This window comes from Kutzneria kofuensis (assembly GCF_014203355.1).
Classification (GTDB): Bacteria; Actinomycetota; Actinomycetes; order Mycobacteriales; family Pseudonocardiaceae; genus Kutzneria; species Kutzneria kofuensis.
Genome location: NZ_JACHIR010000001.1, coordinates 2518436 through 2540921 on the forward strand (window position 1 = coordinate 2518436; position 22486 = coordinate 2540921).

A 22486-nucleotide genomic window follows, 5' to 3' on the forward strand; every position below is an offset into this window, starting at 1 on the left:
GGTTGTTGCCCGCCGGTTTACGCCGCGTTCACTGCGCTCGCCCCGGGCGAAAATAGACGTAAAACGGCGAACGCCCCGCCCGACTGGCTGTCGGGTGGGGCGTTCGCAGGGGTGGGCGCCGTGCCGGCTGGCCGCGTTCGCGGCACAGCGCCCTGACGGAAGGACTAGTTGTCGCTCATCGAGCAGCCGGCCATCGACACCAGGTTCGTCTGGGGCTGCGGGGCCCGCGCCTGGTTGAACAGGTTGAGGATCTGGTTGATCAGGAACTGCCGGTTGTTCTGCAGCGGGCCGAGGATCGAGTTGTTCACGAAGTCCTGCGTCGCCTGGTCGCCGGCCGCCTGCAGGCGGTTGTTGGCGTCGGTGAGGAAGTTGTCCATCTGGTCGAGGTCCTGGTTGACCGAGGACTTCACCGAGGCGGGGATCGCCGGCATCTTGCCGCGCACGTCGGGGCAGGTCACGCGCTGGTTGGCCGCGGGCTTGCCGTTGTTGCCGCCGCCACCGTTGTTCTTGCCACCGCCGGTGTCGCCGCCGTTGTTGCCCCCGTTGTTGTTGCCGCCGCCCTGGGCCTGGTTGACGCACTGCTGGCCGTTGTTGATGCAGCTGACGACGCCGTTCATCTGCTGGGAGTTCATCACGTTCTCCCAGTCGGCGTGGTCGGTCGCCGGGTTGTGCAGCTGGCCGTCGAAGCCGTCGACCGCGAACACCGAGCCGTTGGGCACCGAGTTGTAGACCAGGGTGTACTGCAGCGCCGGCACGGCCTTGGTGCCCCTGGGGCACTGCCCGCTGCCCTTGGGGAACACCAGGTGCGTGCGGTGGTTGGCCGAGTCGGTGTTCTTGCCGTCCCAGCAGGACGGGAAGTCCATGATCCGCTCGACGGCGCTGCCCTGCGGGCACACCGGGTACTTGTTGGTGACCCGGTTCTCGAAGCCGGTGCAGGTCCAGGTGGCCTTGGCGTTGGTGGGGCCGTTGGTGACCTCCTTGGCGTCACCCATGATGCCGCGCAGGAACTGCGGGGCCGCGGTCACCTTGCCGGCGCCGCCGCTGGTGAACTTGATCGTCACCTGGTTGGGCTCGACCAGCCGACCGATGTTGCCCTTGTCCGGGCCCTGCTGGTTGTTGTTCTTGCCGTTGGGCTCCTGCTTGACCCGGATGACCGGCCAGAAGAAGGTCGACTTGTCGCCGTTGGCGCAGGTGGTGCCGCCGGCCGCGAGGCTGCGGTCGTTGGAGCGGGCCGTCGTGGTCCGGTTGCCGACGTAGTCGTGCACGTGCAGGGCGCCGTGGTCGACGCCGGGCGTGACGATGAAGTTGTCGGAGTTGTGGTGGTTGTTCTGGTTGGTGCCGCAGTCCTCGGTGAAGGAGCCGCTCGCGCCGCCGACGTTGGCGTTGCGGTTGGGCTTGACCTTCTTGATGTCGATGAAGTCGTTGGCGAACGGTCCGATCTTGTTCGAACCGGGCTTCGGCGCCTTCGCCAGCAGGGCCTGGACGCTGGCCATCTCGGGCGAGTCGCCGGTGGCGGCGAACGAGTCGCCCACGCCCGCGGCGACACCGATGCCCACGGCCGATCCGGCGGCCAACACGAGGCCGCCGATCACCGCGGTCAGTCGCATACCGCGCGACCAGGGCGTCCTTGTTTTTCCGAACACTGATTCTCACCTCGTCATGCGGAGTTGACGACCCTGCGGATGATCACCACGGTGCCCCAGGCCAGTGCTCCGATGAGCAGCACGCCGACGAGCACCACGGCCGGGGACGGCCGGTCGTCGACGGGCTGCGCCGCCGTGTTGGACTGCTGGACCACCTGCGCCGTTGTCGGGGTGGCGCCGCCCTGGCCGGCCGCGGAGCCGGCCTGGGCCTGATCGGTCGTCTGAGGAAGGGCCGGATCGGGGAGCGCGGCCGAGTCCACCAACTTGGTGTCCTCCAGCACGGTCATGTGCTTCATGACCGTGTCCACCGCACTCTGAGCGAACTGCTTGATCAGATCGTTCTTGGTCCCCGCACGCGCCGCGGCGACTGCCGTGAACACCTTTCCGTTCGCCTGGCGCACCAGGTTCACGTAGTCGTGGTCGAAGGTCGCGCCCGCCTCGTCGTGCAGCTGCGCGAGCCACCCCTGCTGGTCGGCGTCGGGCTGGCCGGGCAGCTGCACCCCCAGCTTCCCGGCGACCTGCGCCGCCTGCTGGTTGAGCACCGTGTCGTCGGTGACCAGGGTGGCGGCGGCGGTGCGAACCGCCGCCGCCGACGCCTGGTCCTTGGCCATGCCGCCGGCGGCGATCTCCCACATGCCGGACCGCATGACCATCGTCAGCACGTCCTGGTCGCTCTGGCTGACGCCGGGATCGCCCTGGTCCCCCGGTGCCGCGTGCGCCACCGCCGCCATGATCGGGGACATCATGGCGAGCACGGTGGCCGCGAGCAGCACGAGGATCCGGGCGATCATGACGTGGCCGCCACCTTCTTGCCGTCGGGTCCGATGGCGAACCACATCCCGCCCTGGCCCTGCCCGGTGGTGTCACCGGGCTTCTGGTCGGGCGCGTACCGGTACAGCGGCCAGCCGGCGAGCGTCATCTGCTTGGTGCCGTCCGACCGCGTGACCTCGCCGACCAGGCCCTGGCCGACGCCCTCGACGGCGACGGAGCCGTCCTGCGCCGACACGGGCTCCCAGGTCAGCGCGCACTCGCCGTCGCAGGTCGCCTTGGGCGGCGACGCCGAGTCGTGGCCGTACATGTAGAGCGTGAAGCCCTGGTCGTCCACCACGACCTTGCCCAGCGCCGTGTTGGCCACGCTGAGCACGGCGTTGTTCGGCGGCGCGTCGGCGTCCGACGTGTACACCGGGGTGGCGACGGCCTCGGCCGCGGTCGCTGCCTGCGAGCCGCCCGAACAGGCGGACAGGAGTGCGAGCGGCAGCAGACCCAGCGCGGCGACGGCCGACATCCGGCCACGACGGCGGTGGCGCAGGTGCACGGTGGCGTCCTTTCGTGCGGGGAGAAGGGTCGCCACTAAGTACTCAGCGCGGTCGGATTCGGCTCACTCGTGGATGCAACCGCTCACATTCACAGTTGACCGTGACCGATTACTACCGAGAGTGCACTTCCCCAAACACGTTCGTGGCATCAAGATGTGTCCCGTGGTGCGGTACCGGATGACCAGACGCGACCAGCCCGTGGCGGCCAACGCCGCCGGCGGGGACTCGACGCTGGTCACCGCGCTCTACCAGGAACACCGCGGCGCGCTGTTCGGGCACGTGCTCCGGCTGACCGGCGGCGACCAGCAGTGGGCCGAGGACGTCGTCCAGGAGACGCTGTTCCGGGCGTGGCGCAACGCCGACAAGCTCGACGACGCCCCCGGGCTGCTCCGCGCGTGGCTGTTCACGGTGGCTCGCCGAATCGTCATCGACGGCCGGCGCAGCAAGGGCGCGCGGCCCCCGGAGACCGAGGCCGGGCCGCTGGAGATGGTCGCGGTGCCCGACGGCACCGACAAGGCGCTGTCCGCCATGGTGGTGGCCGAGGCGCTGCGCAGCCTGTCTCCCGAGCACCGCGAGGCTATCCTCCAGACATACCTCAAGGACCGGACGGTGAACGAGGCCGCCGAGGTCCTGGGGGTGCCGCCGGGCACGGTGAAGAGCCGGGTGTACTACGCACTGCGGGCCCTGCGGCGAGCCTTGCAGGATCGGGGGATGACCACATGACATCGCCGGCCGACCACGTGGACGTCGCGGCCTACGTGCTGGGGGCGCTGGACGAGTCGGACAACGCCGCCTTCGAGCGCCACCTGGCCACGTGCCCGCGCTGCCAGGCGGAGCTGGACGAGCTGTCCGGCCTGCCGTCGCTGCTCGACCAGGTCCGCGGCAGCGGCCTGCTGGCCGACCTGCTCGGCGACGACCTACCCGGTCCGGCCCGCGGCAACATCGCCCCCGGCTCCGGCCTGAGCACTCCCCCGCCGATGCTGGGCAACACCGGCCAGTTCCCGGCCGCCGCCGGCCCGTTCCCCAGCGGCCCGCCCGCGCCCCGGCACGGCTCCCGGCCGCCGATGGGCGGCATGCCCGACCTGTCCGACTTCCGCCCGGCGCCGCAGCTGCCCGCGCCGCCGCGGGTGGAGGACAAGGTGCTGCAGGGCGTCATGGTGAACATCGCCGACGCCCGACGCCGCCGCAAGCGCACCGGCTGGCTGGTCGCGGCCGCTGCGGCCGTGCTGATCGTCGGCGGTCCGCTGCTCACGCTCGGCCTGACCGGCGCGTTCGGCGGTGGACCGGCGGAGACCATCCAGGCCAGCAACGGCCCGGTGACCGCCAAGATCGGCCTGACCGGCGACGACCACGGCACCGACGTCTCGTTCGACCTGACCGGCGTGAAGGGCCCGCTGGACTGCACGCTGTTCGCCGTGGCCAAGGACGGCCGCAAGCGCGCGGTGAGCAGTTGGCTGGTCAACAGCACCGGCTACGGCGTGCCCGGCAACCCGGATCCGCTGCACATCGACGGCAGCGTCGCGATCCCGCGCTCCGACCTGGCGAAGCTGGAGTTCGCGCGGGAGAACGGCCCGGACATCCTCGACATCGACGTCTGAGCTCTTCCGCCCCGTAAACGCTTGTGGCGCACGGCTTTCGCCGTGCGCCACAGACGGGTAACGATGATCTTCGCTCAGCCCAGCAGGGCGTCACACAGCGTGATGCCGTTGGGGGTGCCCCAGCCGGAGGCCATGTCGAAGCCCGCACCGGCCTGATAGAAGCGGTTGTCCCCGACTGTCACGTCGTTGACAGCGGCACCGGCCAGCGCGTACAGCTTCGGGTTGAGCTGGCCGATCCGCAGCTTGCCGAGGACGCCGGCGCGCTGGTTGATCAGCGTCAGGTATGCCGCCCACAGCGGGGACGCCGCGCTGGTGCCGCCGTTGCGGCCCCACGCGCCCTGGATGTACACCGAGTACTCGCCGCCCGAGGCCGCCGCGGACACGTCCGGCACCTGCCGCTTGCCGTCGCCGCCCTGCCAGAGCGGCTTGTCGAAGACCATCGACTGCCCGCCGCCGCCGGCCCAGCCGCCGCCCTGGTTCCACGTCGTCTCCGACGCCCGCGTGCCGTCGGTGTTCAGCGTCAGCTTGGTGCCGCCGACGCTGGTCACGTACGGGTTCGAGCCGGGGAAGTCCACCGCGAGGTCGCCCGCGTGCTGGGTGTTGGCGTCCCGCTCGCAGTCGTAGGCGCCGGCGTCGCCCGAGGGCGCGAAGAAGGTCATGCCCTGCGCCGCCGCCTGCTTGGCGACCGCGTCCACCGCCTGCATCGAGGCCAGGCTGCGGTCGTACTCGCACAGGCCCCAGCTCGACGACACCACCGGCACGTTGTCCGCGACCAGCGCGTTCCACATGTCCACCTCGGCGGAGGTGGTGTTCGGCGCGGTGTAGACGACCAGGTCGGCCTTCGGCGCGATCGCGTGCGCCACCTCGATGTCCAGCTCCACCTCGGCCTGCGCGGAGTCGCCGTCGGTGTTGCCGCCGTCGATGTTCTTCACCACCGGCGGCGAGGTCGGCAGGTTGTACTGGTGGTCGAAGGTGTCGATGTTGGCCTGGTCGAACTTGCCGTACTCGAACAGCGCCAGCGTCTGGCCGGAGCCGTCGGCTTCCAACCCGGCCAATCCGTACGCGGAGCGCAGCTCTGACGGCGTGTAGCCGCCGCCGGGGCCGCTGCCGACCTTGGGCCCGGACACCTCGGCGGTGCGCCGCTGCGGCACGTAGTGCTCGTCCAGCCCGGTCACACCGCTGACCACGGCGGACAGCGTGGTCGGCACCTTGGGCGTGGAGTCGGCGGCGGTGAAGTCGCGGCCGAGGCCGGCGTCGTGCCAGCGCGCCAGCGAGGTGTTGAACGCGGCGTTCAGCTGGTCGGCGGTGCCGGTGGCGTCCACCGCGAGCCGGTTCGCGCTGACGCCGGTGACCTTGAGGCCGCGCGAGCGCAGGTAGTCGGTGACCCGGTTCACATCGGCCTGAGTCGGTCCGAAACGATCCCGAAACTGTTGCGGCGTAAGGTACTTGGCACGGCCAGCGGCCTGGTCGGCGAGCAGCCGGTCCAGTTCGGACTGGTTGCGCAGTTTCAGGCTGACCGCGACAGAAACGCTTTGCGACCCGGGTAACGATCCCGTTCTCACCGCTCTGTCGAGTCCGGGCACGACGCTCGCCACGAGCGGCGAGAACGCCGGCGTCGGCTGGGCGAGCGCGGGCACACCCACGCTGACCAGCGACAACGAACCCGCGGTGAGGATCGCGACCATGGTGCGACGGGACAGGGCCACTTGCACTCCTTCGAGTGGTATCGATCACTCAGCGCCCCTAAAATAGACCAGTCCGACGTAGGCACTGAGCGAACGGGTGCAATTGCCCGCTCGGCTTCGGGCACACCGCGTACGGACCGTCGCCGCTTGGAGGTACCCGCGTGACCCGCACCTTCGCCACCGCACTGGATCTCGGCCCCGGACCGGAGCACGAGGACGAGCTGGCCGAGGTGCTCCGCCGAGGGCCGTTCCACCTGGCGCTGCAGGCCGCCATCGCCGCCAGCGGGCTCAGCCTGGAGACCATCCAGCGTCGGCTGCAGGCTCGCGGGCACGAGGTCAGCGTGGCCAGCCTGAGCTACTGGCAGCGCGGGCGCAGCCGCCCCGAGCGGGCGAGCTCGCTGGAGACCGTGCGCAGCCTGGACAGGGTGCTCGGGCTGCCGCCCGGCTCGCTGATGAGCCTGCTCGGGCCGGCCCGGCCGCGCGGCCGCTGGGCCAACCACGTGCCCGGCTCCGTGCCGTACACCGAGCTCGGGCACAGCGACCGGACGCTGCAGATGGTGTCCGACACCATCGACCCCGAGACCAACCAGCGGCTGGAGACCCTCAGCCACCACCAGGACCTCTACCTGGACGAGGACGGCCGCGGCTACCGGATGGCCGTGCGGCGGGTCCTGCGGGCCCGGGCCGACGGCGCCGACCGGATGCTGGTGATGAACGTCGGCGACGACCCCGAGGCCGGCAGCCCGGTGTTCACCGCCGGCGTCAACTGCGTGCTCGGTCGGACCGTGTACGACGCCGAGGAGGACGTCACCGCCGCCGAGCTGCTGTTCCACCGCAAGCTCACGATCGGCGAGACGTACCTGGCCGAGTACGAGATCAGCGGCGTCAACCCGAAGGTGCGCACCACCGAGCTGACCCTGGGCTTCCGGCAGCCGACCCGGGAGTGCGTGCTGCAGGTCGTGTTCCACCCCAAGGCGGTGCCGGCGCGGTGCTACCCCGTGTGGCAGCCGCAGGCCAAGCAGCAGGCCCGCGGCCGCAACCGCCGCGAGGAGGCCGAGCAGCGCATCGAGCCCAACGGCAGCGTGCACGTCGCGCTGGTCGACATCCCCGCCGGCCTCTACGGCCTGCGCTGGGAGTGGGAGTGACCCCACGACACATCCGGGTGGCTCCTGGCCGCGTCCGGTAGCCGATCTTCGCGACCGGGTATAGAACCGGTGCGGGCCGGTCGGCAACCTCCCACGTCACGTCACGTCTTGGCATCGGGGGCGCTGCGCGCGGCCCCGGCGCGGGAAGGGGCAGGCGTGGACAACCGATACCGGTACAGCGGCTCCTACCGCCGCCCGCCCCGGCCCGCCAACGGCCTGCGCAAAGCCAAGATCGCCGTGGCGACGGCGTCGGCGCTGACGCTGCTGCTGACCTGGTTCGGCTGGACCCAGCTGCAGCAGATCAACAGCGGCCTGACCACCGCGGACGTCATCGAGTCCGGCACGAGCACCGAGTCGCCCGCGGACGGCTCGGAGGACATCCTGCTGGTCGGCATGGACAGCCGGACGGACGCGCAGGGCAACTCGCTGTCCCCGGAGCTGCTGGCCCAGCTGCACGCCGGCGGCGACGACGGCGAGTCCAACACCGACACGATGATCCTGGTGCACATCCCCAACGGCGGCAGCCGGGCGACGGCGATCTCCATCCCGCGCGACTCGTACGTGGACATCGCCGGCGGGCACGGCACCCACAAGATCAACTCAGCGTTCGCCTGGGGCAAGAACGCGGTGATGGGCAGCCTGCGGCAGCAGGGCATGTCCGGGGCGCAGCTGGAGGTGCAGTCCAACCAGGAGGGCGCCAAGACCGCCATCCGGACCGTGCAGGACCTCACCGGCGTCACGGTCGACCACTACGCGCAGATCAACCTGGCCGGCTTCTACGACATCACCCAGGCCATCGGCGGCGTGCAGGTGTGTCTCAAGGCCGCCGTCGACGACGACTTCTCCGGCGCGCACTTCCAGGCCGGCGAGCAGTCCGTGTCCGGGGCGGCCGCGCTGGCGTTCGTGCGGCAGCGGCACGGGCTGCCCAAGGGCGACCTGGACCGGATCCACCGGCAGCAGGCGTTCATGGCCGGGATGGCGCGGAAGGTGCTGTCCGCCGGCACCCTGACCGACACCGGCAAGCTGGCCGCGCTGGCCGACGCCGTCAAGAAGTCGGTGGTCCTGGACCAGGGCTGGGACCTGGTGGGCTTCGCCCAGCAGCTGCGCGGCCTGACCGGCGGCAGCACCCAGTTCACCACCATCCCGGTCGAGAACATGTCGTACGAGACGCCGCACGACGGCGACGCCGTGAAGGTCGACCCGTTCAAGGTGCGGGACTTCGTGCGCGGGCTCACCGCGACCACCACCACGCAGGCGCCGCCCGCGATCACCGTGGACGTGCTGAACGGAGCCGGGGTGCCGGGGCTGGCCGGGCGCGCCATGGACCAGCTCGTGACCAAGGGCTACGGGCGCGGCGACACCGGGAACACGGCCGCGCGGTCGACCACCCTGGTCACCTACGGCACCGGCGGCGAGGCCGACGCGCGCAAGGTCGCCGCGGACCTCGGCGGCGGCATCGACGTGTCCCAGGAACCCAGCCTGGCCGGTGGCCATGTCGAGGTCTACCTGGGCAGCGACTATCGCGGACCCGGGGCCCAGGGCTGGGCCGCTGGTGGCTCGCTGATGCTGAACGGGGCGGCCGTCAGGGCCGCTCCTACCACCTCATCCGACGCGCCGATCACGGCGGACGGCGTCACCTGCGTCAACTAGCGGGTAGTTGAGCGCCGGCTCAGGACTGGACGTTGCCCTGCTGGGTCGTCGTGTTGTGCTGCGGGGCGCTGGGCTGCTGCGGAGCCTGGTTGAGCTGCTGCGGCGGGGCCGGCGGGGCCGTGTCCTCGGCCTTGCCGTCCTTCGCGCCCATCTCAGCCTTGAAGATCCGCAACGACTGGCCGATGCCGCGAGCGGCGGACGGCAGTTTCTTCGCGCCGAACAGCACCACGATCACCAGGAGGATGATGACCAGGTGCGTTGGGGTGAAAAAGTTGAATGGCATCGCCGTCCAGCGTAACCCACGCGCGGCCGGGAACAAGCCCGCCAACCGGCCGGACACCGGGTGGTTGCCCCTCGGCCACCTCTCACCCGTTCGGCTGACACGTGCTCCGAAAAGTTCTCGCAAACCGCGTAATGAACCGTCCCGTGCACGCTCTCACCATCGTGCGGATCGACCCGATGACATACCAGCGCGTGCTCGGCGACGAGCTACGCAAGCTGCGCAAGCAACGCGGCTGGACCAGGAAGGTGCTGCAGGGCAAGCTGCAGACCGAGGTCTCGCTGCAGACGCTGGCCACCTACGAGCTGGGCACCAGGCAGTGCTCGGTGGTCCGGCTGGCCGAGATCTGCCTGGCGCTCGACGCGATGCCCCATGACCTGCTGGCCCGGGTCCACGGCCGGATCTTCACCGACGCCCCCGGCGAGCACATCCGCCTGGAGCTCTCCCGGGTGGTCGAGGACGCCCAGCCCGAACTGCTCCCCCTGCGCCGCTGGGCCCGCGACCGCCTCCGCGCCGCCAACGCCCGCACCGCCGAGGTCCAGCTCGACCTGCCCGCCCTGGAACAGCTGGCCGAGCTCTGCGGTGTGGACACGGTGGACCTCATGGGCCGCCTGCGCCAGGTCATGACCCGCTGACCGGTCGCCCTCTCCTCGGCGACCGGTCAGCCCCGCACGTCCTCGGCGACCGGCCAGCTCCGCACGCCCCGCGAGTGCCGCCCAGCGTCACGCCGAATGTCGACTTCCGACACACCCCCATTCCTCGTCACATGCGGTCCGCACGTGCCGCACAGAGGCAAGTCCGGCGCGCATGTGGCATTGGGGGCGCCCGATCGGGCCTCCTGCGCGGCGATACCGGCCGGCCCCAGACGACAAGAAGCCGGCCGCGGTGAGACCCGCGGCCGGCTTCTTTGTCGGGAGGCCGATACCCCGACGATCGCCTCCCAGCTCCTGCCCCAGTTGACCGGCTGACCCACTCGCGCCGCGCCGGCCTCCAATCCCTCGCTCTGGCAGCCCGGCCGGGCCTGCCCGGCTGACCGCCCCTTCCCCGGTCAGCCGACCGAGGCCGGGGTGCGGGTCGCGGCCAGCAGCTCGTAGTCGGCGAGCTCGACCTTCCTCGTCCGCAGCACGTACTGCCAGACGAAGCCGGGCCAGACGGTGCGGTTCACCCCGGCCGAGTCCAGGTACCAGCTCTTGCAGCCGCCGACGCTCCACACGCCCTTGCGCAGCTTGCGCTGGATCTCCAGGTTGAACCGGCGCTGCGGCGCGGGTCGGACGTCCATGGCGGCGACGTCGTGGTCGGCCAGCAGCTCGAGGCACTGGAGGACGTAGCGGGCCTGGGCCTCGATCATCAGCACCACCGAGTTGTGGCCGAGGCCGGTGTTGGGGCCGAGCAGGAAGAACAGGTTCGGGAAGCCGGAGACGCCGATGCCGAGGTAGGTCTCCAGGCCCTTCTCCCGCCACTGGCTGGTCAGGTCGACGCCGTTGCGACCCTTGATGTCCAGGTAGTCGAAGGCGTCGGTGACGTGGAAGCCGGTGCCGAAGATGATGGCGTCGACCTCGTGCTCGACGCCGTCGGCGGTGACGACGGAGTGCTCCCGGACCTCGGTGATGCCCTCGGTCACGAGCTCCACGTTCGGCCGGTTGAACGTCGGGTAGTAGTCGTTGGAGATCAACACCCGCTTGCAGCCCATGGTGTAGTCGGGCGTCAGCTTGCGCCGCAGCTCCGGGTCGTGCACCTGCTCCTTGATCTGCTTGCGCACGGGCTGGGAGGCGAAGTTCATCAGCTTCGGGTTGAAGGTGAACGCCAGCGCCCGCGAGTCCAAGGCCCAGAACAGCGCCGTCCGGCGCAGCCACTGGGTGGCGGGCAGGTTCCGGAACAGCGTCTTCTCGATCTTGCTGACGGGCCGGTCGGCCTTCGGCATCACCCAGGCCGGCGTGCGCTGGAACAGCGTGAGGTGCTCGACCTGCTTGGCGATCTCCGGCACGAACTGGACGGCGCTGGCCCCGGTGCCGACGACGGCGACACGCTTGCCGGTCAGGTCGTAGTCGTGGTTCCACTGCGCCGAGTGGAAGCTCTCGCCCTGGAAGCGCTCGATGCCGGGCAGGTCGGGGACGGACGGGATGTGCAGCGCGCCGATGCCGGCCACGATGGCGTCGGCCGTGTAGCTGTCGCCGCCCTCGGTGCGCACGGTCCACCGCTTGCTGTCGTCGTCGAAGGCCGCGCCGATCACCTTCACGCCGAACCGGATGTGCTCGCGCAGGTTGTGCTTGTCGGCGCAGATCCGCAGGTAGTCCCAGATCTCCCGCTGGCCCGCGTAGAGCCGGCTCCACTCCGGGTTCTGCTCGTACGAGAAGGAGTACAGGTGGGAGGGGATGTCGCAGGCGCAGCCCGGGTAGGTGTTGTCCCGCCAGGTGCCGCCGACGTCCTCGGCCTTCTCCAGGATGACGAAGTCGTGCCGGCCGGCCTGCTTGAGCTGGATGGCCATGCCGAGCCCGGAGAACCCGGTGCCGATGATGACGACGCTGGTGTCCTGCCCGCCCATGTCCCGAATCCCTCCGTCGACCTTAACTCGCCAGTAGGTTACTACGAGTAGGTTACCTTGGGTAGACTCCGGTCGTGACGAGCGCAGCCGACACCGGCCGACGCAGGCGGATGCCCCGCGCGGCCCGCAAGGCCCAGATGCTGGCGGTGGCCGAGGAGGTCTTCGCCGAGCGGGGCTACCTCGCGGCGTCCATGGACGAGATCGCCGAGCGGGTCGGTGTGTCCAAGCCGATGCTCTACGAGTACTTCGGCTCCAAGGAGGGCCTGCTCGTCGGCTGCATCGACAAGGCGCGGACCGAGCTACGCGAGGCCACCGAGCAGGCCGTCATCGGCGCCGACAGCCCCGAGAACATGCTCCGCCTCGGCCTGCTGGCCTTCTTCCGCTTCATCGCCGAGCGCCGGCAGTCCTACGGCCTGCTCCGCCACGAGGCCGCTGTGACCGTGCAGTCGGCGGTCGAGGAGATCGAGGCCATCCGCCGCCAGCAGACCGACCTGATGATCGGCTGGATGGCCATGTCCCTGCCCGGCGTCGACCCCCTCGAACTGGAGGCCGCCGCCGAGATCCTCGTCGGCTCCTGCGAGCGCCTCGCCCAGTGGTGCGAGCGCCGCCCGGAGGTCACGCCGGAACGCGCCACCGACCTGCTGATGACGGCGGTGTGGACCGGCCTGTCCTCACGCGCGGGCGACTGACCGGCCGGCACGACTCGAACCGACACTGGCACGGACCCAACCACTGGGCGGGGGCGCAGGTCACGGCGCAGGCAGTCCGCCACCACCCCCAACAAGACCATCCGCTCCCCGGACCAGCCAGCCAGCGCGAGGCAGCGCAGCTCAACGGCGCAGGCGGTCGTCGCCGCTGCCGAGGAGACCATTCGCTCCTCGGACCGGCTGGCCGGCGCGGGGGCGTAGGCCGGTGGCATGGGCGGGCCGGTGCGGGTGGAGCCCGTCAGCGCGGGTGGGCCACCGTCCATCCCGTGCGGTCCGCCCACTCCTTGGCCCGGCCGAGGATCTCGTCGATGAGGTCGCCCTTGGCCTCGGCGTACTGGTTCATGTCGAACCACTTCCGGGTGGCGAGTTCCCGCTTGAGCTTCTCGTAGGCGGCGCGGTCGGCGGGGGTGGCCCGGAGCCAGTCCCCGAACAGGAGGTGGTCGCGTTCCCAGCGGCCGCCGGCCGGGCAGATGTGGACGTGCACGTCGAGCTGCTCGGTGCGGACCATGCGATGGTCGGGCTGGCGCACCCGGAGGTGGTAGCCGGCGGCTTCCAGTTGCGGCAGGTAGGCGTCCTCCCTCTCCACGTCGGCGACGCTGACCTGGATGTCGACGACGGGCTTGGCGGCGAGGCCGGGCACGGCGGTGGAGCCGACATGGTCGATGCGTAGTGCGTTGTCCCTCAAGGCTTTGCGGATGCGGGCCCGTTCGGAGCGGAAGCGGGCGGGCCAAGCCGGGTCGTACTCGACTATGGTGATGTCCCGCTTCTCCCGACCACCGATGAGACTCTCGCCGACGAGTTGTTCGCGCACGGCCATCAGCACGAAGCCGAGCAGGTTGGCGCCGAGCCACGTGGACGGCGAGGCGGCGCGATCGTCGTCGGCGGTGAGGCCGATGCCCCAGATCCGGTCCAGGGGCGAGGCTTCGACCAGCACCCGGTCGCTGGTGCCGAGCAGGTACCGGCACAGCAGCGCGTGCTGCCCGAACTTGGCCAGGTTGCCGGCGACGACGACGTCGAACCGGTTGGCGTCCCAGACCTCGTTGTCGTAGCCCCGCACCTCGCGGCCGAGCGTCTTGGCCTCGTTGGGGTGCCGCGCCCGCAGGATCCGCGCCGCCGTGTCCTCGTCGCCGAACAGCAATGCCTTGCGGTGCATCATGTAATGCTCGGCGGTCGGGAACGTCAGCCCGTCGACGGTGAACTCTGCGGGCCACCACTGGCTCAGGCACGAGGCGCCGATCCGACCGTCACGACGGGGCTCGTGTCCCCAGAAGTAGACGTACTTGAGCCGCTGCCCCGCGGCCTCGGCCCGGACCAGGTCTTCGACGCTGAGCATCACCACACGTGCTGTCCTACCGGAACCGGCGGCCCGGGTCCCACCGCTTTTGCGGTACTCGGCGCATCCGTCCACATCGGACGACGTCAGGTCATGGCGTCACCCCGATCGCGGCCATCAGCATGGGGAAGGACGTGTGGAGTTCCCGCTGCCAGTACCGCCAGGTGTGGGTGCCCGGCCCGTACATGTCGAGCGTGGCCGGGATGTGCAGCAGCCGCAACCGGTCGACCAGCGCGGACGTCTCCGCGCCGTGCAACGCCTCACTCTGGTTGAACCCGGTCCCGGGCGGGTCCAGCGGGCCCGGCTCGCCGTTGCCGGAGGCGATGAACAACTTCGTGCCACGTAAGGCGAAGGCCAGGTCGAGCGGGTTGTGCGCGGCCCACACCAGCCGCTGCTTGACCGGGTCGCCCCACAGCGCGTTCGGATCGTGGCCGTTGCTCGTCACGACGGAGGTGACCTGGTTGATCGCCTCCTGGGACAGCGTGGTGTCCAGCGCCCCGCTGTAGGAGGCGGCCGCCTGGAACATGCCCGGGTGCCGCGCCGAGTAGTCGAACGCGCCGAGTCCGCCCATCGACAGCCCCGCGATCGCGCGCCGCTGCCCGGCCCGGTAGCCGCGTTCCAGCAGCTGCCGCAGTTCGACGGTGTGGAACGTCTCCCAGGCCGGGCCGCTCAGCCAGTTCGAGTAGTAGCCGTCGGGACCCGCCTCGGGCATCACCACCAGCACGTCCGTGCCGGCGGTCAGCGCCGCCACGTCCGTCTCACGGGTCCACGACGTGTAGTTGTCACAGCAGCCGTGCAGCAGGTACAGCACCGGCCAGCGGGTGTTCGGCCGGGCGTCCCAGTCCGGCGGCAGCAGCAGCCGGGTCATCGCGGTGCGGCCGAGCGCGGGCGACTGGATGGTCAGGTCCAGCGTCCGCGGGGCGACCATGGTCTGGCCGACGACCGTCGCACCGTCGTCGGCCGTCACCTGTTGCGCCGCCCCCGCGATCGAGGCGACCGAGCCCGCCACCAGGCCGGCCACTGTCAACGCCACCCCGGCGAGGAGGCGCCAGATCACCGCACGTGTCCGCATGGCTACACCGTGGCACACGAACCCGGCGATCCCGCCGATCCTGTCCGGGGCGGGACAGAACGGCACCGGGTTGGCGGAGTGAACGCCGGCGAAAAGGGCCGTGTTCCTGGGGGTTGGCCGCCAGGAACACGCCCTTCCGCCGTGTCAAGCCGGGTAGTCGGTGATCGAGTTCGAACGCCGCTCAGCCCGCGGCCGGGTTGGTCAGTGGACCCGGTAGACGACCGTGCCGTGGGCCGGCACCGAGGCGCTGATGGTGCCGCTGCTGGTGGACTTCGCCTTGGACCAGAGGTCGGTCAGCGTGTGCGTGCCCGAGGAGACGCCGACCGCGGACAGCGTGGTGGAGATCTTCGCGGTCTTGCCGGTCTCGTTGAACAGAGCGACGGCGGTGTCCCCGTTGGCCAGCGGCTTGCGGATCACGTGCAGGCCGTCGGAGGACGAGATCTCGTTGCCCTGCACGCCCTTGGCGTCCTGGTCGAGGGCGATCACGTCGGCGTTGCGCAGGATCGTGAGGGTGGCGGCGGAGGCCTTGCGGATGTCGGAGCCGATCAGCAGAGGCGCGGCCATCATGGCCCACAGGGTGAAGTGGCTCCGGTACTCGGTGTCGGACATGCCGCCGTTGCCGACCTCGAGCATGTCGGGGTCGTTCCAGTGCCCGGGCCCGGCGTACTTGCCCAGCTTGATGTTGGCCTTGTAGATGGACAGCATCTTCGAGTACGAGTCGTTGATGTCGCCGGTGGTGCGCCAGGAGTTGCCGACCGGCGCGGCCCAGGTCCACGGCTGGTTCTGGCCCCACTCGCAGATCGAGTACAGGATCGGCCGGCCGGTGGCGGCCAGCGCGTCGCGCATGGCGGTGTAGCGCTTCTTGGCGTCCTGGCCCTGGTTGTTGCAGTTGTCGTACTTCAGGTAGTCCACGCCCCACGACGCCCACAGCGCGGCGTCCTGCTTCTCGTGCCCGAGCGCGCCGGGGAAGCCGGCCTTGTTGCACGTCTTGGTGCCGGCGCTGGTGTACAGCCCGAACTTCAGGCCCTTCGAGTGCACGTAGTCGGCGACGGCCTTGATGCCGTGCGGGAAACGCTTCTTGTCCGGCACCAGGTTGCCCTTGCTGTCCCGGCTCGACTGCGCCCAGCAGTCGTCCAGGTTCACGTACTGGTAGCCGGCGTCCTTGAGGCCGGTCGACACGAGGGTGTCGGCGATGCCCTCGACGAACGCCTCGTTGAACTGGGACCCGCACTGGGTGAGGTTCCAGTTGTTGAAGCCCATCTGCGGGGTGAGGGCCAGGCCGTTGTCCAGGGCGAGCGCCGGGGTGGCTGCGGTGGCCCCGAGCACCCCCGACCCGACCAGCGCCACGACCGCGGCCAGCGCGGTCAGCACAGTCCTGCGCACGTTTCGTTCCTCCAGCTCGTTGGCTTCGGCGTGCGCGGCGGCGACAGGCGACCAGGTCAAAACGTAGGAGGTCCGCTGCATGAGCACAAGGACCGGTGGTCGATATGCCACCTTTCGCCGGCAGACATCGGAGCTCCCGCTGCTCCGGTCGGGCTACGCGCCGGTAGTTACGAAGGATCCGAACGACTGCGCCGAACGGGTGAGGCCGTGAACGCGCACGGTGACGCTGCGCACTCGCTTCGTGGTCAAACCCGGTGCTACTACACCGATGAGTTAGTTGTCCCTTAACGAAATGGAGTATTGAGGCGGCCGCCGTCTGGTGGCTCAATGAGTCCGACACGGATCCGCTCGCGCGGACCGCACGAAGTCGAAAGGGTGACACGCGCCATGCCACTGGCCCCGCAGGACATCGACCTCGTCGATCTCCCGATCGGGACGGCCGCCCACCTTTCGGTTAACGCCACCCTTCACCTTCTCGGGTGACGAATGTGTCTTCGCCACGACGCGGGGTTACCCCGCGCTGCAGCCCCTGCCATGCCGGCCGGGAACCGATAACACAGGAGGTGCTATGACAGCAGACCTGGACCCGCGACTGACGGAACCACCGGCTCGAGGACGCGACGGCGAACTCAGACGGGCGGCTTCCACCGCAGGCCGGGCGGCGGTCAATCCCAACCGCTGAGCCGGCGCCGGCAGCTCACCGCGCGTCCTGACTTCCGGTGGAGAGGGCCCCAGGGCCACGGTGGCCCTCTCGCCGGGAGCTCGACGTCAGCCCGACCATCGCCGTGATCACCACAACCACCGTCAAACCCGCCGCGACCTGCGGCAACGCGTCCGGTCCGGCCGTGCCGAGCACCGCGCCGCCGACCAGTCCGGACAGGCCCACGCCGAGGAAGCCGGCCGTCTCGTCGAGCACTGGATCGGCGATCACCCCACGCATCGCGGCGTCCGCCGCGCCGGCCGAAGCGCCCCAACACGCGAGCACCACCGCCGTGCCGGCCATCGAGCCGTGCAGGAGCGGCAGCGCCGCCGCGAGGGCCGCCGAGAGTGCGCCCGACGCAAGCAAGACCGCCCTCGTACCGCGTCCCCGCCCGCCGAGCACGCCGGTCACGAGCCCCAGACCGAACGCGAGGAACAGCGCGTCGACGGCCGGGCCATGGATGCCCTCAACAGCCGCCAGCACCGATGTGAGCAGCGTGAACACGGCGAACAGCCCGACACGGAAGATCACCTTCAGTCCGGCGGTGAGCAGCACTCGTGGATCACCGATCGGGTGTCGATCGATCGTGGACATCGGCACGCCGAGTAGCGCATCGGCGGCGCCGATCGCGGCGAGGACGGCCAGCAGCACGAACACCGTCCGATAGCCGGCCTGGTCCGCGATCACGGCCGCCAGCGGAGCCCCGAGCGCGACCCCGACGGCCAGCCCGCCGGCCCAGCCCCGGCCGCCGGCCCGCACGACACAGGCCGCGCCGATTCCGAGCACAATTCTCGAGGTCAGCAGCGGAACGAAATGTTCGGCGAATACTGAAAGCCCGTTCCCGATGGCCAATACGACCAGGCCGATCAGCGGCAATCGGCGTGGATCGATCCGCCCGATCAGTGGAAGGGCCAGTGCACCCGCCAATCCGAAAACGGTGACCAGCTGCGCCGACTCCGCGTCGGAAACGTCCAGCTCGATGGTCAGCGACGGCATCAGGCCGGCGATCGAGAACACGCACGCGCCGACGACAAAACCGCCCAGCATGGCCGCGGCGCGGCGAATCAGGATGTCCGACATGGCGGCTATGTGCTCCGTAGCGGCAATTGAACTGTTCGGGTGACAACCGCCGTCCACGCTACGCCGAACGGGCCGCCCCATGCCCGGTCACGGCCGGCGGCGTGGAAGTACCGTTCCCGGAATGTCCTCCCCGTCGCGCAGACGCGTCCCCCTCGACACCCCGGAGCGCCTCGCCGAGGTGCTGGCCGCGGCCATCGACGTGGTGGCCGAGGTCGGCTACGAGCGGTTCAACATGGACCTCGTCGCCCAGCGGGCGCATGTCAGCAAGGGCAGCCTCTACCAGCGCTGGCCGTCCAAGGCGCACCTGATCGTGGCGGCCCTGGACGCCAACCGGGTCGAGATGACGGCGCCGGACACCGGGTCGTACCTGGGCGACGTGCGCGAGCTGGCCAAGCGGTGGCTGCGGGCCGAGATGCCGGGTGATCGCCGCGGGCTGCTGCTGGCGCTGCTGGAGGGCAGCCGGCGCGACCCCGAGCTGGCCCGGCTGATGACCGAGCAGCTCGGCCAGGGCGGCACCAATCCGATGGCCGAGGTGCTCGACGCCGCGAAGGCCCGGGGCGAGCTGCCGCCGGGCGTCGACCTGGAGCTGCTGGCCGAGCTGCCGCTGTCGCTGGCGATCACGAACGTGCTGTTCAAGGACCAGCCGCTGACCGAGGACCTGGTGGACCGGATCGTGGACGGCCTGCTCGCGCCGCTGCTGGGTATCGGGGATCACCGGGAATAGAACAGAACTGTTCTGTACTCTCGGAGTGGTGATCTCACCTGTCCGAGTGATGTCCGCTGCGGCGGTCCGCCCGGTGCGGTGAAGTCGGAACCGACCCGGACGAGGGGGCGACAATGGCTGCCACCACCGCTGTCGAACCGGACACCGCGAGCGTCAGCCGCGGCCGGACGAACGCGATCTTCGGTGTGGTGCTGCTCGGCGTGCTGCTGGCCGCGCTGGACCAGACCATCGTGGGCACGGCGCTGCCGACGATCGTCGGCGACCTGGGCGGGGCGGGCCACCTGTCCTGGGTGGTGACCGCCTACCTGCTGGCCGAGACGATCATGACGGTGATCGTCGGCAAGTTCGGCGACCTGTTCGGCCGCAAGCTGATGTTCCAGCTGTCGGTGGTGATCTTCGGCGTCGGCTCGTTCTTCAGCGGCTTCGCCGACTCCATGACGTGGCTGATCATCTGGCGGGCGGTGCAGGGCATCGGCGGCGGCGGTCTGCTGGTCACGGCCACCGCGCTCATCGCGGACTTCATCCCACTGCGCGACCGCGGCAAGTACCAGGGCGTGCTGGGCTCGGTGTTCGGCGTGGTGACGGTCGTCGGCCCGATGCTCGGCGGCCTGTTCGTGGACCACCTGTCCTGGCGGTGGGCGTTCTACGTGAACATCCCGCTGGTCGTGGTGGTGCTCGCGGTCGCGGCGGTGGCCATGCCCGCGGCGAAGTCCGCGCTCAAGCCCGTCGTCGACTACCTCGGCATCCTGCTGATCGGCCTGGCCGTGACCGGGCTGACGCTGGTCACCAGCTGGGGCGGCAGCACCTACGCGTGGGACTCGCCGGAGATCATCTGGATGTCGGTCGGCTCGGTCGTGCTGCTGGGCCTGTTCGTCGCCGTCGAGCTGCGGGCCAAGGAACCGATGCTGCCGATGCGGCTGTTCCGCAACCCGGTGTTCACGGTGTCCGGCATCCTCAGCTTCATCGTCGGCTTCGCCATGCTCGGCGCACTGTCGTTCCTGCCGACGTACATGCAGTACGTACAGGGCACGTCCGCCACCACGTCCGGGATTCGGCTGCTGCCGATGGTGATCGGCCTGCTGGTGGCCTCCATCTTCTCCGGCAACGTCGTCAGCCGGACGGGTCGGTACAAGATCTTCCCGATCCTGGGCAGCCTCGGCATCAGCGCCGGCCTGTACCTGTTGTCGCTGCTCACGCCGGCGACCGGGCTCGTGCTGTCCTCGGTGTACATGCTGGTCCTCGGTGTCGGCATCGGCCTGGCGATGCAGGTGCTGACGATCGCCGTGCAGAACACCGTCGACTACGCCGACCTGGGCGTGGCCACCTCGGGCGTGACGTTCCTGCGTTCCATCGGCAGCTCGTTCGGCGCCGCCATCTTCGGCTCCATCTACTCCAGCCAGCTCGCCACCAACCTGGCGACAACCCTGGCCACGCATCCGCTGCCGCCGGGCGTCGACCCGCACGTGACGGCCGTGCCGTCGCTGCTGCACGCCCTGCCCGACGCCGTGTCCGCGCCGATCGTCCAGGCCTACTCCGACTCGCTGCACACCGTGTTCCTCTACGCGGTGCCGGTCGGCGTGCTGGCGCTGCTGGTGTCGTTCTTCCTCAAGGAGATGCCGCTGCGGGACACCTCCCGGGCCAGCGCGCCGGAGATGGGCGAGGGCTTCGCGATGCCCGAGGCCCGGGATTCGGACCGGGAACTGGAGCGGGCCATCGCCACGCTGATGTACCGCGAACGCCGGCAGGCCGCGCCGGAAATCCTCGGCCGCTCCGGGACGAGCCTGGACGAAGGCGGCGTCTGGTGCCTCATGCGCGTCAAGTTCCAGCACAAGTTGCACCGCCCGGCCACCGTCGCCGCGATCGCCGAGCGGCACCGCATCCCGGGCAAGGTGTTCGAGCCGGCGTTCTTCGCGCTGGAGTTCAGCGGCTACCTGGAGCGGCGCGGCGAGGAGCTCGACCTGACCGACCGCGGCCGCGCCGAGTTCGACCGGCTCGCCCTCGCCTGGCGGGACTGGATCGTGGAGCGGCTGTCCGACTGGCGGCAGGAGAGCCGGGCGGATCTGGACGCGGCGATCGACCGGGTGGCGGCCCGGATGATCGAACAGGCGGGCGATGAACAGCGACAAGGTCGGCATGCTTTGGTGTAAGACACGGATGGCGGTCACCCGAACGATGTAACGTCGTCATGCGTTCGACGGTGCCGCGTTTCACCTGCGCGGCTCCGCCGACCGGGGAGGCCGCGGCACGACGGGGAGGGTGAACGAGGATGGGCGCGACACCGATCTTGGTGAACTACCGGCCACAGGGCGAGGACTGGACGGTCAACATCGAGTCCGACGGCACGGTGCTGACCGAGCAGGCGCCCGGTCTGATCGCCGCGCGCGACCGGGCCGACCAGATGGTCGAGCAGCTCACCGGCGCGGACAGCGACCGCAAGCCGACCGTGGTGCACCTGCTGGAGGGCGACGCCTTCGCGTTCACGACCGCGTACCTGCACGCCCGGCACGGCCTGAGCACGCTGCCCCGGCCCGAGCCGGCGGTCGACACGCCCGCCGGGGACCCGCCGCGCGTCGGGGAGAACACCCAGGAGATGGATCTGTCCGAGCTCGCCGACGAAACCGAGGAGCCGGGGAACTCCAGCCACCCGACCGGCTGATTGCACCTAGGATGATCCCGAAGGGCGACCCCGTTGCCGTATCGGGAGGCTGGTCTTGGCCACAACGTCGTACGCGGAGCAGGCAAACGCGGCCGCCCGCGGCCGGCCGAGGGACGCCACCCGCGACGAGGCGCTGCGCCGCGCCGCGCTCGAGGTGATGGCCGAGGTCGGCTACCGGGCGCTGACCATGGACGCCGTGGCCGCCAAGGCGCGCGCCGGCAAGGCGACCATCTACCGGCGCTGGGAGTCGAAGCTCGACCTGGTCATCGACACGGTGAACCAGCTCGTGCACCAGAACATCCCCGAGCCCGACACCGGGTCGCTCACCGGCGACCTGCACGAGTTCCTTAGCGCCTTCGCCGCGTTCCTGTCCGGTCCCACCGGCAAGGCTGCGCAGGCGCTCGTCGGTGAACTCCCCCACGAGCCCGAGCTCGCCACCGCGTTCCGGGAGACGTTCCTGGTGGCCCAGCGCGATGTGCTGCGCGGCATCCTCGACCGGGGCACCGCCCGCGGCGAGGTCCGGCTGGACGCCCCGCGCGGCATGGCCGTCGAACTCGCCGGCGCGGCCCTGACGTACCGGCTGATGCTCACCGGCGACCCGCTCGACGCCACCTTCGTCGACCGGCTCGTCGACCAGGTCCTGCTGCCGCTGCTGAGGCCGTGACGCACGAAACCCCCGCCCGCGCGGTCGCGGACGGGGGTTCTGTGCATGTGACGTCAGCGGAAAAGCTTGCGCACCACCAGGACACCGACCAACACCCCGACGCCGATCAACGCGTACTTCACCCGCGGATCGGACAGCCGGGAGCGGACCGCGTCCTTGCCCTGGTCCACGTACTGCTTCGGATTGGCCTTCACGACCAACTCGTCCAGGGTGGCGGCCAGCGAATCACGCGCCTGTTCGATCTCGCGCTGGATGGTGTCGGGATCGCGAGCCACTAGTCCTCCTCGCCGTGCGTGCCTGAACCACCG

Annotated in this window: 20 protein-coding genes and 1 pseudogene; 10 read left to right on the forward strand and 11 right to left on the reverse strand. The window is 70.3% G+C overall.

The window, feature by feature from the left end:
• Positions 1–164 precede the first annotated feature (164 nt).
• The 3 genes from BJ998_RS11580 to BJ998_RS11590 are packed head-to-tail and all read right to left on the reverse strand — an operon-like array spanning position 165 to position 2958.
• A complete protein-coding gene (locus BJ998_RS11580; RefSeq protein WP_184861059.1) occupies positions 165–1607 on the reverse strand; it encodes a DUF1996 domain-containing protein in 1443 nt (480 codons plus the stop codon).
• A 50-nt stretch (positions 1608–1657) separates the two neighbouring features.
• Positions 1658–2434 (reverse strand): DUF4142 domain-containing protein, encoded by a 777-nt coding sequence (locus BJ998_RS11585; RefSeq protein ID WP_184861060.1) that lies wholly within the window; start codon positions 2432–2434, stop codon positions 1658–1660.
• Positions 2431–2958: a hypothetical protein gene (locus BJ998_RS11590; protein ID WP_312890051.1), complete on the reverse strand. Its 528-nt coding sequence runs from the start codon at positions 2956–2958 to the stop codon at positions 2431–2433. Before BJ998_RS11590 ends, BJ998_RS11585 begins: the two co-directional genes overlap by 4 nt.
• Before the next feature lie 178 nt (positions 2959–3136).
• On the opposite strand from BJ998_RS11590, the gene BJ998_RS11595 reads away from it, so the two are divergent.
• Both BJ998_RS11595 and BJ998_RS11600 read left to right on the forward strand, forming a co-directional pair.
• A complete protein-coding gene (locus BJ998_RS11595) occupies positions 3137–3682 on the forward strand; it encodes a sigma-70 family RNA polymerase sigma factor (protein WP_052394903.1) in 546 nt (181 codons plus the stop codon).
• On the forward strand, positions 3679–4557 hold the full coding sequence (locus BJ998_RS11600) for an anti-sigma factor family protein (RefSeq protein ID WP_184861061.1): 879 nt from the start codon (positions 3679–3681) through the stop codon (positions 4555–4557). The genes BJ998_RS11595 and BJ998_RS11600 overlap by 4 nt, the downstream gene beginning before the upstream one ends.
• A gap of 74 nt (positions 4558–4631) precedes the next feature.
• On the opposite strand, the gene BJ998_RS11605 is transcribed toward BJ998_RS11600, so the two are convergent.
• Positions 4632–6263 (reverse strand): S53 family peptidase, encoded by a 1632-nt coding sequence (locus BJ998_RS11605; RefSeq protein ID WP_184861062.1) that lies wholly within the window; start codon positions 6261–6263, stop codon positions 4632–4634.
• A 140-nt stretch (positions 6264–6403) separates the two neighbouring features.
• Between BJ998_RS11605 and BJ998_RS11610 the strand changes: the two genes are divergently transcribed.
• Together BJ998_RS11610 and BJ998_RS11615 are read left to right on the forward strand one after the other, a co-directional pair.
• Positions 6404–7387 (forward strand): hypothetical protein, encoded by a 984-nt coding sequence (locus tag BJ998_RS11610; RefSeq protein WP_184861063.1) that lies wholly within the window; start codon positions 6404–6406, stop codon positions 7385–7387.
• A gap of 156 nt (positions 7388–7543) precedes the next feature.
• Entirely contained in the window at positions 7544–9037 is a 1494-nt protein-coding gene (locus tag BJ998_RS11615; protein WP_312890052.1) for an LCP family protein, read from the forward strand.
• A gap of 19 nt (positions 9038–9056) precedes the next feature.
• On the opposite strand, the gene tatA is transcribed toward BJ998_RS11615, so the two are convergent.
• Complete coding sequence (gene tatA / locus BJ998_RS11620; RefSeq protein ID WP_184861064.1) at positions 9057–9320, reverse strand: Sec-independent protein translocase subunit TatA; 264 nt, start codon at positions 9318–9320, stop codon at positions 9057–9059.
• Between the two features lie 161 nt (positions 9321–9481).
• Here tatA and BJ998_RS11625 point away from each other — a divergent pair, with 161 nt between their 5' ends.
• Positions 9482–9952, forward strand: coding sequence for a helix-turn-helix domain-containing protein (locus tag BJ998_RS11625; RefSeq protein WP_184868597.1), 471 nt, complete (start codon positions 9482–9484; stop codon positions 9950–9952).
• A gap of 413 nt (positions 9953–10365) precedes the next feature.
• Here BJ998_RS11625 and BJ998_RS11630 read toward each other — a convergent pair whose 3' ends face one another.
• Complete coding sequence (locus BJ998_RS11630; RefSeq protein WP_184861065.1) at positions 10366–11859, reverse strand: flavin-containing monooxygenase; 1494 nt, start codon at positions 11857–11859, stop codon at positions 10366–10368.
• 110 nt (positions 11860–11969) lie between these two features.
• Between BJ998_RS11630 and BJ998_RS11635 the strand changes: the two genes are divergently transcribed.
• Complete coding sequence (locus BJ998_RS11635; RefSeq protein WP_184868598.1) at positions 11970–12548, forward strand: TetR/AcrR family transcriptional regulator; 579 nt, start codon at positions 11970–11972, stop codon at positions 12546–12548.
• A gap of 256 nt (positions 12549–12804) precedes the next feature.
• Here the strand turns inward: BJ998_RS11635 and ybiA are convergent, their stop codons facing one another.
• From ybiA to BJ998_RS11660, 4 genes and pseudogenes are all read right to left on the reverse strand, one after another.
• The gene (ybiA, locus tag BJ998_RS49120) at positions 12805–13899 is read right to left on the reverse strand and encodes a riboflavin biosynthesis intermediates N-glycosidase (RefSeq protein ID WP_312890054.1); all 1095 of its coding nucleotides are present in this window, start codon (positions 13897–13899) and stop codon (positions 12805–12807) included.
• A 91-nt stretch (positions 13900–13990) separates the two neighbouring features.
• Positions 13991–14971 carry an alpha/beta hydrolase gene (locus tag BJ998_RS11650; RefSeq protein WP_184861066.1) on the reverse strand — a complete coding sequence of 327 codons (981 nt, stop codon included), beginning with the start codon at positions 14969–14971 and terminating at the stop codon, positions 13991–13993.
• A 207-nt stretch (positions 14972–15178) separates the two neighbouring features.
• A pseudogene (locus BJ998_RS11655) lies at positions 15179–16231 on the reverse strand (glycoside hydrolase family 27 protein); the annotation flags it as partial.
• A gap of 820 nt (positions 16232–17051) precedes the next feature.
• On the reverse strand, positions 17052–18134 hold the full coding sequence (locus tag BJ998_RS11660) for an MFS transporter (protein WP_184861070.1): 1083 nt from the start codon (positions 18132–18134) through the stop codon (positions 17052–17054).
• A 121-nt stretch (positions 18135–18255) separates the two neighbouring features.
• On the opposite strand from BJ998_RS11660, the gene BJ998_RS11665 reads away from it, so the two are divergent.
• The 4 genes from BJ998_RS11665 (at position 18256) to BJ998_RS11680 (ending at position 22178) form a co-directional block, all read left to right on the forward strand.
• A complete protein-coding gene (locus BJ998_RS11665; protein ID WP_184861072.1) occupies positions 18256–18858 on the forward strand; it encodes a TetR/AcrR family transcriptional regulator in 603 nt (200 codons plus the stop codon).
• A 113-nt stretch (positions 18859–18971) separates the two neighbouring features.
• The gene (locus BJ998_RS11670) at positions 18972–21005 is read left to right on the forward strand and encodes an MDR family MFS transporter (protein ID WP_184861074.1); all 2034 of its coding nucleotides are present in this window, start codon (positions 18972–18974) and stop codon (positions 21003–21005) included.
• Positions 21006–21124: 119 nt separating this feature from the next.
• Positions 21125–21514, forward strand: coding sequence for a hypothetical protein (locus BJ998_RS11675; protein WP_184861076.1), 390 nt, complete (start codon positions 21125–21127; stop codon positions 21512–21514).
• Positions 21515–21569: 55 nt separating this feature from the next.
• Positions 21570–22178, forward strand: a complete 609-nt coding sequence (locus tag BJ998_RS11680) for a TetR/AcrR family transcriptional regulator (RefSeq protein WP_184861078.1) — start codon at positions 21570–21572, stop codon at positions 22176–22178.
• A 53-nt stretch (positions 22179–22231) separates the two neighbouring features.
• Here BJ998_RS11680 and BJ998_RS11685 read toward each other — a convergent pair whose 3' ends face one another.
• Positions 22232–22453, reverse strand: coding sequence for a DUF3618 domain-containing protein (locus tag BJ998_RS11685; protein ID WP_184861080.1), 222 nt, complete (start codon positions 22451–22453; stop codon positions 22232–22234).
• Positions 22454–22486 lie beyond the last annotated feature (33 nt).

What these genes read in the sequence shown, in the direction of transcription:
- ybiA (WP_312890054.1), bottom strand. Translation starts at nt 13,899, where the DNA reads ATGCTCAGCGTCGAAGACCTGGTCCGGGCCGAGGCCGCGGGGCAGCGG.
- BJ998_RS11660 (WP_184861070.1), bottom strand. Translation starts at nt 18,134, where the DNA reads ATGTCGGACATCCTGATTCGCCGCGCCGCGGCCATGCTGGGCGGTTTT.
- BJ998_RS11595 (WP_052394903.1), top strand. Translation starts at nt 3,137, where the DNA reads ATGACCAGACGCGACCAGCCCGTGGCGGCCAACGCCGCCGGCGGGGAC.
- BJ998_RS11630 (WP_184861065.1), bottom strand. Translation starts at nt 11,859, where the DNA reads ATGGGCGGGCAGGACACCAGCGTCGTCATCATCGGCACCGGGTTCTCC.
- BJ998_RS11635 (WP_184868598.1), top strand. Translation starts at nt 11,970, where the DNA reads ATGCCCCGCGCGGCCCGCAAGGCCCAGATGCTGGCGGTGGCCGAGGAG.
- BJ998_RS11600 (WP_184861061.1), top strand. Translation starts at nt 3,679, where the DNA reads ATGACATCGCCGGCCGACCACGTGGACGTCGCGGCCTACGTGCTGGGG.
- BJ998_RS11585 (WP_184861060.1), bottom strand. Translation starts at nt 2,434, where the DNA reads ATGATCGCCCGGATCCTCGTGCTGCTCGCGGCCACCGTGCTCGCCATG.
- BJ998_RS11675 (WP_184861076.1), top strand. Translation starts at nt 21,125, where the DNA reads ATGGGCGCGACACCGATCTTGGTGAACTACCGGCCACAGGGCGAGGAC.
- BJ998_RS11580 (WP_184861059.1), bottom strand. Translation starts at nt 1,607, where the DNA reads ATGCGACTGACCGCGGTGATCGGCGGCCTCGTGTTGGCCGCCGGATCG.
- BJ998_RS11665 (WP_184861072.1), top strand. Translation starts at nt 18,256, where the DNA reads ATGTCCTCCCCGTCGCGCAGACGCGTCCCCCTCGACACCCCGGAGCGC.
- tatA (WP_184861064.1), bottom strand. Translation starts at nt 9,320, where the DNA reads ATGCCATTCAACTTTTTCACCCCAACGCACCTGGTCATCATCCTCCTG.
- BJ998_RS11670 (WP_184861074.1), top strand. Translation starts at nt 18,972, where the DNA reads ATGGCTGCCACCACCGCTGTCGAACCGGACACCGCGAGCGTCAGCCGC.
- BJ998_RS11650 (WP_184861066.1), bottom strand. Translation starts at nt 14,971, where the DNA reads ATGCGGACACGTGCGGTGATCTGGCGCCTCCTCGCCGGGGTGGCGTTG.